We start from the raw sequence: 9,910 nt of genomic DNA, 5'->3' as shown, positions 1-9,910 counted from the left end.
ATTTTTACTTTAATTGGTATCACCCACATATGAACAGCGTTAAGCAGTTTGGTATGGGCTTGGTTGGTCTAATTATCGTTGAGGAGAGCATTCCAGTGCCGTTTGATGAAGAGCACGCACTGATGCTTAAACATTGGCATATAGATAAGAAAGGCCAATGGAAAGATCTAATGATCCCACGACTCAGTGCTCGTATGGGTACGCCAGGAGAGTGGAGTAGCGTTAATGGAATACATGAGCCTGTCTATGAGTTAAAACAACATGCAACAACCAGGCTACGTATCGCTAATGTCGACAATACGATCACTTACCCTATAGCTGTCGAAGGGGCTGAGGCATGGGTGATTGCCATTGATGGTAACCCTGTAAAAACACCTTATAAGCTGACGCAACATAAAATTGGTCCAGGGATGCGAGTGGATATTGGACTGATAGCACCCAAAGCCGGTGGGCGAGTTAGCGTCCTTCAAATGAAAGGACGCTTTCCTTTCTCTTTGTGTGAGTTCGAGGTTGTAGATTCAACCCTTGTTGAGAATCGCTCTCTGCCTTCTTTACCCCTTAATCCTGTGCCCAATTTAGATTTGGCTAATGCAGAAGAAATCGACTTTTTATTTGAATGGGAAGGGGCGGTTTCTCCAGTATCTAAAGATGGAAAATCTATGCCTAAGTTTTGGCTAACTAATAAACGAGCATGGGAGGGGATGAGCAAAGATAATATCCCTGAACCGTTGGCGACTTTAGAGCTGGGAAAAACCTATATATTCGATCTTAAGAACGTCACTCAATATCATCACCCGATTCACATTCACGGCCATACATTCACTGTATTGGAACTTGATGGGAAGAAAGTTGAAGAACCTTTCCATACTGATACAGTGTTACTTGGAAAAAATGGCCGAGCTAAAGCTGCATTTGTAGCCGACAACCCTGGCCGCTGGATGTATCATTGTCATGTTATAGAACACATGAAAACGGGTTTGATGGGATATATTGAAGTTAAGTGACACCTGTAACGTTTAATATTTGCGCATGCATTCTTAGTTTCTACCCTCGCTTTTATCGGCGTTAAAGCTAGAATATAGGGATTATTGTTTGGGAGGATTCATGGGTCAGTTATCTATTCTAGGTTTTATCGCCATCGGTGGCGCGTTTGGTGCTTGTTCACGTTACTTGATTTCAGAGTTATGCGTTGTGATGTTAGGGCGTGGTTTTCCTTACGGTACGCTGACTGTTAACGTAATTGGCTCTTTGATTATGGGATTGCTCATCGCCGCGTTTGAAAATGAGATGGTTGCGACGGAGCCGTGGAGACAAATTATCGGTCTTGGTTTCCTTGGAGCCCTGACGACATTTTCTACGTTTTCGATGGATAACGTGCTTCTTATGCAGCAGGGTGCGTTCTTCAAGATGGGGCTCAATGTACTGCTCAATGTGGTTCTCAGTATTTCAGCCGCATGGATCGGCTTCCAACTTCTGATAAAGTCTTAAAACTTTCTTACGATTTGTTAACAACTCGGCTTGGTTTATCCAAGCCGTTTTTATATACTCGATCGTACTTGTCGGAGTGCCATATGGCTGAGACCGTTAACTCGGGATCCGTTGAACCTGATCAGGCTAATACCTGCGAAGGGAACAAGAGTAGATATCTAACTAGAATCCTTCTAGAGATCTATCTCCAGATCACAACTGCATTTTCTTGCTGTGATCCCTCTTGTAGCATCTTATCCGTCAAGCATTTTTATCCCTATAAATAATGGCTAAAAGCCAAGGAAAAATGCTATGTCGAGTCGTAAACAAGCAAGACTGGAAGCGAAGAATTTCATTGATTCTTTATCTGTACAACCTTATCCAAACTCAAAAAAAGCTTACATCCAAGGGTCTCGAGCCGACATTCAAGTCCCTGTCCGAGAAATATCCCTCGCAGATAGCCTTGTTGGTGGCAGCAAAAAAGAGCCTGTATTCGAAGCTAATGAGCCAATTCATGTCTACGACACCTCAGGTGTTTATACCGATCCTACGCATGAAATAGACCTTTATAGTGGCCTTCCTAAGTTGCGAGAGCAATGGATTGAAGAGCGTGGTGATACGGAATTGCTCGATGATGTAAGCTCTGTTTACACCAAAGAACGTTTAGAAGATGAAACCCTAGACGACCTTCGTTACGGAAACCTGCCTCGAATTCGTCGCGCTACTGGCGACCAATGTGTAACTCAACTGCATTATGCTCGTCAGGGAATTATCACTCCTGAGATGGAGTACATTGCGATACGTGAGAACATGGGGCGTCAGAAGTTCGCTGATGAACAGCTTAATCACCAACACCCAGGCCATAACTTTGGCGCAAACCTGCCAAAAGAAATTACCCCTGAGTTCGTGCGTAAAGAGGTCGCTGAAGGCCGAGCTATCATCCCTTCAAACATCAACCACCCAGAATCAGAACCTATGATTATTGGCCGAAACTTCTTAGTGAAAGTGAACGCCAATATCGGTAACTCTTCTGTAAGCTCTTCGATTGAAGAAGAAGTTGAGAAGCTAGTATGGTCGACTCGCTGGGGCGGCGATACCGTAATGGATCTTTCTACTGGCCGTAATATCCACGAGACTCGTGAATGGATCCTACGTAATAGCCCAGTGCCGATTGGTACGGTTCCTATGTATCAGGCGCTTGAGAAAGTGAATGGCGTAGCCGAAGACCTTAACTGGGAAGTGATGCGCGATACTTTGATTGAACAAGCGGAGCAGGGCGTTGATTACTTCACTATCCATGCTGGTTTGCTTCTTCGTTATGTTTCTATGACGGCTAAGCGTGTGACAGGTATTGTTTCTCGTGGTGGCTCTATTATCGCGAAATGGTGTCTTGCACATCACCAAGAAAGCTTCCTATACACACACTTCCGCGAGATCTGTGAGATCTGTGCGAAGTACGATGTGGCTTTGTCACTAGGTGACGGCCTACGTCCTGGCTCTATTGCAGATGCCAATGATGAGGCTCAGTTCTCGGAGTTACGTACTCTAGGTGAGTTAACTAAAGTGGCTTGGGAATACGATGTTCAGGTGATCATTGAAGGTCCTGGACATGTACCTATGCATCTTATTAAAGAGAACATGGATGAGCAGTTAGAGCACTGCCATGAAGCGCCTTTCTATACGTTAGGCCCGCTGACCACTGATATTGCACCGGGTTATGACCACATTACCTCTGGTATTGGCGCGGCGATGATTGGTTGGTACGGCTGTGCGATGCTTTGTTATGTAACACCTAAAGAGCATTTGGGCTTACCAAATAAAGAAGATGTGAAGACTGGCTTGATTACTTACAAGCTGGCAGCACATGCAGCAGACTTGGCAAAAGGGCATCCGGGCGCACAAATCCGAGATAATGCATTATCTAAAGCTCGTTTTGAATTCCGTTGGGAAGACCAATTTAATCTAGCTTTAGATCCAGAAACAGCCCGTTCTTTCCACGATGAAACCCTGCCACAAGAATCGGGCAAGGTTGCTCACTTCTGCTCTATGTGTGGACCTAAATTCTGTTCAATGAAGATCTCTCAAGAAGTTCGAGAGTACGCGAAAGACACTGAACAAGTGGCTGCTGATCAGGCTATCGAGATTAAGATGCTTGATAATCCGTTGGAAGGGATGCGTCAGAAATCACAAGAGTTCCGTGATACTGGCTCTGAACTTTATCACCCAGCAGTAGGCGCAAAAGAAGCTCAATTAGAGGAATAATGACAGTGAAGATTCTTATCCCATCTCAAAATATTGAGCTAACGGGAGAGGTGCAAAGCTGTCTATTGGTTGCTAAGCGACAAGGCTTGGCAACCGATGCAGTTGAGTTGGGTGTAAGCCCAACTCAATGCTTCTCTATCGTTGATGCTCAGCAAGCGTTATCTATTGGTTTTGCTCATGATGTTGATTCATTGGCGGAGTGTCGCTCAAGTGAGCTTGATCATATCGTTTATTACAGTCATTCAGTGGCGCTAGCTGGTGTCCGCGATGCCTTGGCACAAACTCCGAATACCATCTATATCGGTGTCTTAGATGACTCAGCTGCATTGGATATCTGGTCACAGCTAGATTCTAATCGTGCTATCAAGAGTGAAACTCCAGCTCATCAGGAGTTAGATAGTCGTGGCCACTTTGCTTGGTTACTTACTTTGTTGGCGTTGGAATTCCCATTAGAAGATGCACTGGTTTTAGCTCGCGCAGCATCTAGTGTTTCACGTGGAACATGGCCAGCAAACTATCAAAACTTTCCTATTCCCGTTCTCGAAGATGAGCGACTGGATATTAGTGTTGGTTGGGCGCACCAAGGAACATCACTGTCGTTCCCGGAATTGAGTAAGAGTAGCCTAGGACTATACCCAGTGGTTGATGATGTTGAGTGGATCGAAAGGCTGCTCAAGCTTGGAATTAACACAGTTCAACTGCGTATTAAGAACCCACAGCAAGCAGATTTAGAACAACAAATCGCGCGATCTATCGAACTCGGTAGAGAGCACAACGCTCAGGTTTTTATCAATGACTATTGGCAATTGGCACTTAAGCATGATGCTTTTGGTGTTCATTTGGGGCAAGAGGACATCGAAGAATCCAACCTATCTCAACTGAGCCAAGCTGGTATTAAGATCGGTCTATCGACTCATGGTTATTACGAGTTGCTACGCATTGTGCAAATCAACCCAAGCTATATTGCGCTGGGGCATATATTCCCAACCACCACTAAGCAGATGCCATCGAAGCCTCAAGGACTTGTGCGTTTATCTCTCTATCAGCAGCTGATTGATACTATCCCATACACAGAAGAACTCACCGGTTATCCGACAGTTGCGATTGGTGGAATTGACCAGTCGACGGCCGCACAGGTGTGGAGTTGTGGGGTATCGAGCCTTGCTGTTGTACGTGCGATTACGTTAGCCGAAGACCCAAAACAAGTGATTGAGTTCTTCGAAGCATTAATGGCTGACCGTTCTTCAGGTGCTGCTAAAGAGGTAACTCAGGAGCTAAGTCATGCTGAATGATTTCGAATTCATTCGTTATCAACGACAACTCGCACTTCCTGAAGTGGGTGAGCAAGGGCAACGCAATCTATTAGATAGCCATGTATTGGTCATCGGTTGTGGTGGCTTAGGCAATGCTGCGGCTCTCTATCTTGCGGCTTCCGGTATCGGGAAAATCGTATTAGTTGATGATGATTGTGTGGATTCGTCTAACCTTCAACGACAAGTTGCGTTCAAGGAAAGCCAGTTAGGTTCGCCTAAGGTCGAAGCTCTGAAGCAAAAACTGACTGAGCTTAATGGTCGAAACCAAGTGAGAACCATCAATAGGCGAATGACTCAGAGCCAGCTTGAGCTTGAGGTGATGCTCGCTGATTTGGTGTTGGATTGTACTGACAACTTTGAGTCACGTCAGCAGGTTAACCAAGCATGTTTTGGTAGCAAGACACCTTTGGTTTCTGGTTCTGCGATCGGATGGAAAGGTCAGTTTATTGTCTTTGATTATCAGATGCAGAAAGGGTGCTATCACTGTTTGTTCCCGTTCAGTCATCATCCACAAACGACACGTTGTAGCGATAGCGGCATCATCGGCCCAGTTGTTGGCACCATAGGCAACCTCCAAGCACTGGCAGCGATTCAACGTATTAGCACTGGCGAGTTCCAGGTTGCAACACATCAGCTCAAACTGTTTGATGGTCAGACGATGAACTGGCAAAACTTAAGTGTCACTCAAGATAGTGAATGCCCCGTTTGCTGCACATCTACAGTTAACTATTTAGAAGAAGAAACCCAATGAGCAACATAACGATCTCTATCAATGAGCAACCAGAACAGGTTGCACAATCGTCGTCTCTAGCGGATATCATCCAAGCGCTTTCACTACCCGATCTGGGTTGTGTCTTTGCTATCAATAATGCGGTTGTCCCGCGTAGTCAGTGGCAACAAAGGGTCGTCAATGAAGGCGATGCTATTTCTCTTTTCCAAGCTATTGCAGGAGGCTAACTATGTTAACTATCGCAGATAAAACATTTCAATCACGACTCTTTACTGGAACGGGCAAGTTCGCGAATAAACATTTAATGGCGAGTGCTATCGAAGCTTCCGGTTCTCAACTGGCAACCATGGCGTTGAAGAGAGTTGATATTCGCTCTGAGCAAGATGATATTTTACAGCCCATCATTGATGCTGGCGTGAACTTGTTACCAAATACCTCCGGGGCGAAGAACGCGAAGGATGCCATCTTTGCTGCGCATTTGGCTCGCGAAGCGCTAGGCACAAACTGGCTCAAACTGGAAATTCACCCTGATCCAAAGTACTTGATGCCAGACCCAATTGAGACATTAAAAGCGGCTGAGCAAATGGTTAAAGATGGCTTTGTTGTGTTGCCTTACTGTCATGCTGACCCAGTGTTGTGTAAACGATTGGAAGAGGTGGGTTGTGCTGCGGTTATGCCGCTAGGTGCGCCGATTGGGTCGAACAAAGGTATCGCTTCGGCAGACTTCTTAGAGATCATTATCGACCAAGCGAACGTCCCTGTGATTGTTGACGCTGGTATTGGTGCGCCATCTCATGCTACTCGTGCAATGGAAATGGGCGCGGATGCCGTGTTAGTTAATACTGCAATTGCGGCTTCTCAACAACCCGTTGATATGGCGATTGCTTTTAAACTGGCAGTTGAAGCTGGCCGTATGGCTTACCTTTCTGGTCTTGCTGGACAGGTGTCTCATGCGGTTGCTTCTAGTCCGCTAACTTCATTCCTAGACGAGTAGTGTCCTTATGACGTTTGTTGATCGATTTAAACAGCTCAACTGGGATGACATTGGTATGTCCATCTTCAGTAAAACGGCAGCGGATGTTGAGCGCGCTCTGAGTAAACCTAAACGTGACTTGGAAGACTTTAAGGCTCTTATCTCTCCGGCAGCAGAACCTTACTTAGAGCAGATGGCGCAACAATCGTTGGCACTCACACGCAAGCGATTCGGCAATACAATGTCGTTGTATATTCCATTGTACCTCTCAAACTTATGTGCGAATGCGTGCACGTATTGTGGTTTCTCAATGGAGAACCGCATTAAGCGTCGCACACTTACTTTAGATGAAATCGATGCTGAAAGTGCCGCTATCAAAAAGATGAAGTTTGATAGTGTATTGTTGGTGACTGGTGAACATGAAACCAAGGTCGGGATGAAGTACTTCCGTGAAGTGCTACCGAATATTAAGGCACAATTTAACTATCTTGCGATGGAAGTGCAGCCGCTTGATCAAGATGACTACGCAGAGCTTAAAACTCTCGGCTTAGATGCGGTGATGGTTTACCAAGAAACGTATAGCCCAAGTACCTACGCGGAACACCACTTGCGTGGCAATAAAATGGATTTTGAATACCGGCTCGAAACGCCCGATCGTTTGGCAAAAGCGGGTATTGATAAGATAGGTATTGGCGCTTTGATTGGCTTGGAAGATTGGCGTACCGACTGTTTCTTCGTGGCCGCTCACTTAGACTATCTTGAGCGTACTTATTGGCAAACACGTTACTCGATTTCATTCCCACGTCTTCGTCCGTGTGAGGGTGGTTTGCAGCCTAAATCGATTATGAGTGATAAACAGTTGGTTCAACTTATCTGTGCGTATCGTTTATTAAACCCTGAGGTTGAATTGTCTCTCTCGACTCGTGAGTCTGCAGCTTTCCGTGACAATGTGTTGCCATTGGGAATCACCAGTATGTCGGCTGCGTCTAAAACCCAGCCTGGTGGTTATGCTTCTGATGAAGAAGAACTCGAGCAATTTGAAATAAGTGATGAGCGAAGTGCTGCCGATGTTGAGTCAATGATTCGTCAACGTGGTTTTGATCCTGTGTGGAGAGACTGGCACAGTGCTTACTCTGGTTAGCGAACACGCAGATTTATGTTCCACGTGAAACATCGACGAAGTTAAATCGACAAATAAAAACGGCTACCCTAAGGTGGCCGTTTTTCATTTCATTAAGTTTGAATTAGCTAAGCATTAAGCATTAAGCATTAAGCATTAAGCATGAGCATGAGCAAGTGGAGTGGTTGATTGGCGTAACCATTCCAATGTATCACCTTCAACTAATGGGCTAACATCGTTCCATACTTTCTGGTGGTAATCATTAAGCCATGCAAGTTCAGGTCGTGTCAGTAAATCGACGTTGATGTTGCGCTTATCGATAGGGCAACGTGTTAGCGACTCAAACGTTAGTACTGAGAAGTCACCTTGAGTTGGCAGCTCAACCACCAGTTCTAGGTTTTCGATACGGATACCAAATTCATCTGCACGGTAGTAACCCGGCTCGTTTGATAACACCATGCCTTCAACAAGAGGTACATCGATTAGCTTCTTAGAGATGCTTTGCGGACCTTCATGAACACTTAGGAAATGACCAACACCGTGACCAGTACCGTGGTCGTAGTCGAAGCCTTCTGCCCATAAGTGTTGGCGAGCTAGAATATCAAGTTGGAAACCACGAGTACCCTGTGGGAAACGTGCACGCGCGATACCGATGTGACCTTTAAGCGCTAACGTGAACTGCTGGATCATTTCGTCGCTTGGCTGGCCAATCGCGATAGTTCGAGTGATGTCGGTTGTACCATCTAGGTACTGACCGCCTGAATCGACTAGGTAAAGAGTATTCATCTCTAACTGACCTGGTTCAGGTTGGTTCTCGTGGTTGTAGTGACACATTGCTGCGTTGCCGCCTGCTGCTGAAATCGTGTCAAAACTTAGGTCCATCAGCGTTGGGTCTTGTTCGCGGAATGATTGAACTTTGTCTGCTAGCACAGCTTCATTGTGCAGATTACCTTGCGTGACTTCTGCATCAATCCAAGATAGGAACTTCGCCATCGCAACACCATCACGAATGTGACACGCTTTCATGCCGGCAATTTCAGTTTCATTCTTTGCTGCTTTTGGCATTAGGCATGGGTCTGCTGCTTCAATGATATGAGCACAAGAGTTTTGTAGAACCAGCGTGTACCAAGCGTTACTGGTACCTGAATCGACAGATACATTTTTGCCTTCCAAAGATTGAAGGCGTGCTTCAAGCTCTGATGGGTGAGATACGCGAATACCATTGCCAACGTGTGCTTCAAAGCCCGTAGGAATACGAGCTGGGTCTAGGAAGAAGTCGACGCTTTCATCGGCGTGGATGATCGCATTGGATAACACAACAGGTAGGTGAGATACGTCCAAGCCGCGAATGTTAAGCAACCAACAGATCGAATCGAGTTCCGTAAGGATAGCGGCATCAGCACCTTTGGCTTTTAGTAAGCCAGCAATCTCCGCACGTTTGCTTTCACTTGATTGGCCTACTGCGTCTGTTGCCATTAAGCGAACATCAGATACCACCGGCTCAGGACGATCAGACCAAAGCTCATCAATTGGATTCGAAGATAGTGTTGTTAGTTCAACTTTCTCTGCCAGTTTAGCTTGAGCGCCTTTCAACCAAGCAGCAGTGTGCATGCGTGGGTCGAATGCAACCTTGCTGCCTTGTGCTAGAGAACTGGTGATCCAATCTAAAGCCGGCTCTTCAATAAGGTGGCGATACTCAAATAACTCTGCTGGTACCTGCTTACGAACCTGAACCGTGTAGCGACCATCAACAAAAATAGCAGCGTTCTCACGAGTGATAACTGCCGCACCAGCAGAGCCAGTGAAACCTGTTAACCAGTGAAGTCGCTCGTTATGAGCAGGAACGTATTCACCTAGATATTCGTCTTCATGTGGAATGATAACGGCATCTAGGTTGTTTGTTTCAAGCCAAGCTCGAACCGCAGCAACGCGTTCAGCAGTGATATTGTGCATCTGTGTTTATCCTTATTGTTAGGGTCCTTGTTAACACTCACAGTCGATATACATGCGAGGGGACTTATTAGGTCAATAAGCTAGCGCTTTTG

9 protein-coding genes and 1 riboswitch are annotated in these 9,910 nt (G+C 45.8%); of the genes, 8 read left to right on the top strand and 1 reads right to left on the bottom strand.

The features are described 5' to 3' along the window. From AB4482_RS16630 to thiH, 8 genes are all read left to right on the top strand, one after another. A partial coding sequence (locus AB4482_RS16630) for a multicopper oxidase family protein (RefSeq protein WP_372181228.1) occupies positions 1 to 1,004 on the top strand: 1,004 nt, incomplete at its 5' end. 100 nt (positions 1,005 to 1,104) lie between these two features. Beyond that, positions 1,105 to 1,488: a fluoride efflux transporter CrcB gene (gene crcB, locus AB4482_RS16625; protein WP_004736665.1), complete on the top strand. Its 384-nt coding sequence runs from the start codon at positions 1,105 to 1,107 to the stop codon at positions 1,486 to 1,488. A 62-nt stretch (positions 1,489 to 1,550) separates the two neighbouring features. After that, positions 1,551 to 1,649, top strand: a riboswitch (TPP riboswitch). Between the two features lie 130 nt (positions 1,650 to 1,779). Beyond that, complete coding sequence (gene thiC, locus AB4482_RS16620) at positions 1,780 to 3,729, top strand: phosphomethylpyrimidine synthase ThiC (protein WP_372129101.1); 1,950 nt, start codon at positions 1,780 to 1,782, stop codon at positions 3,727 to 3,729. After that, positions 3,729 to 5,021: a thiamine phosphate synthase gene (locus AB4482_RS16615; RefSeq protein ID WP_017061314.1), complete on the top strand. Its 1,293-nt coding sequence runs from the start codon at positions 3,729 to 3,731 to the stop codon at positions 5,019 to 5,021. Before thiC ends, AB4482_RS16615 begins: the two co-directional genes overlap by 1 nt. After that, positions 5,011 to 5,793 carry a HesA/MoeB/ThiF family protein gene (locus AB4482_RS16610; protein ID WP_017062994.1) on the top strand — a complete coding sequence of 261 codons (783 nt, stop codon included), beginning with the start codon at positions 5,011 to 5,013 and terminating at the stop codon, positions 5,791 to 5,793. The genes AB4482_RS16615 and AB4482_RS16610 overlap by 11 nt, the downstream gene beginning before the upstream one ends. Then, positions 5,790 to 5,999, top strand: coding sequence for a sulfur carrier protein ThiS (gene thiS, locus AB4482_RS16605; protein WP_017061316.1), 210 nt, complete (start codon positions 5,790 to 5,792; stop codon positions 5,997 to 5,999). The genes AB4482_RS16610 and thiS overlap by 4 nt, the downstream gene beginning before the upstream one ends. Positions 6,000 to 6,001: 2 nt before the next feature. Further along, positions 6,002 to 6,766: a thiazole synthase gene (locus tag AB4482_RS16600; protein ID WP_065584384.1), complete on the top strand. Its 765-nt coding sequence runs from the start codon at positions 6,002 to 6,004 to the stop codon at positions 6,764 to 6,766. 7 nt (positions 6,767 to 6,773) lie between these two features. Further along, a complete protein-coding gene (thiH, locus tag AB4482_RS16595) occupies positions 6,774 to 7,886 on the top strand; it encodes a 2-iminoacetate synthase ThiH (RefSeq protein ID WP_017061318.1) in 1,113 nt (370 codons plus the stop codon). A gap of 135 nt (positions 7,887 to 8,021) precedes the next feature. Here thiH and AB4482_RS16590 read toward each other — a convergent pair whose 3' ends face one another. Next, the gene (locus AB4482_RS16590; protein WP_372181227.1) at positions 8,022 to 9,818 is read right to left on the bottom strand and encodes an aminopeptidase P family protein; all 1,797 of its coding nucleotides are present in this window, start codon (positions 9,816 to 9,818) and stop codon (positions 8,022 to 8,024) included. Positions 9,819 to 9,910: the final 92 nt, after the last annotated feature.

Source organism: Vibrio sp. 10N.222.55.C7 (genome assembly GCF_041473335.1).
In the GTDB taxonomy this organism is placed as follows: domain Bacteria; phylum Pseudomonadota; class Gammaproteobacteria; order Enterobacterales; family Vibrionaceae; genus Vibrio; species Vibrio crassostreae_C.
This window is presented reverse-complemented; position numbering and strand designations above follow the sequence as displayed.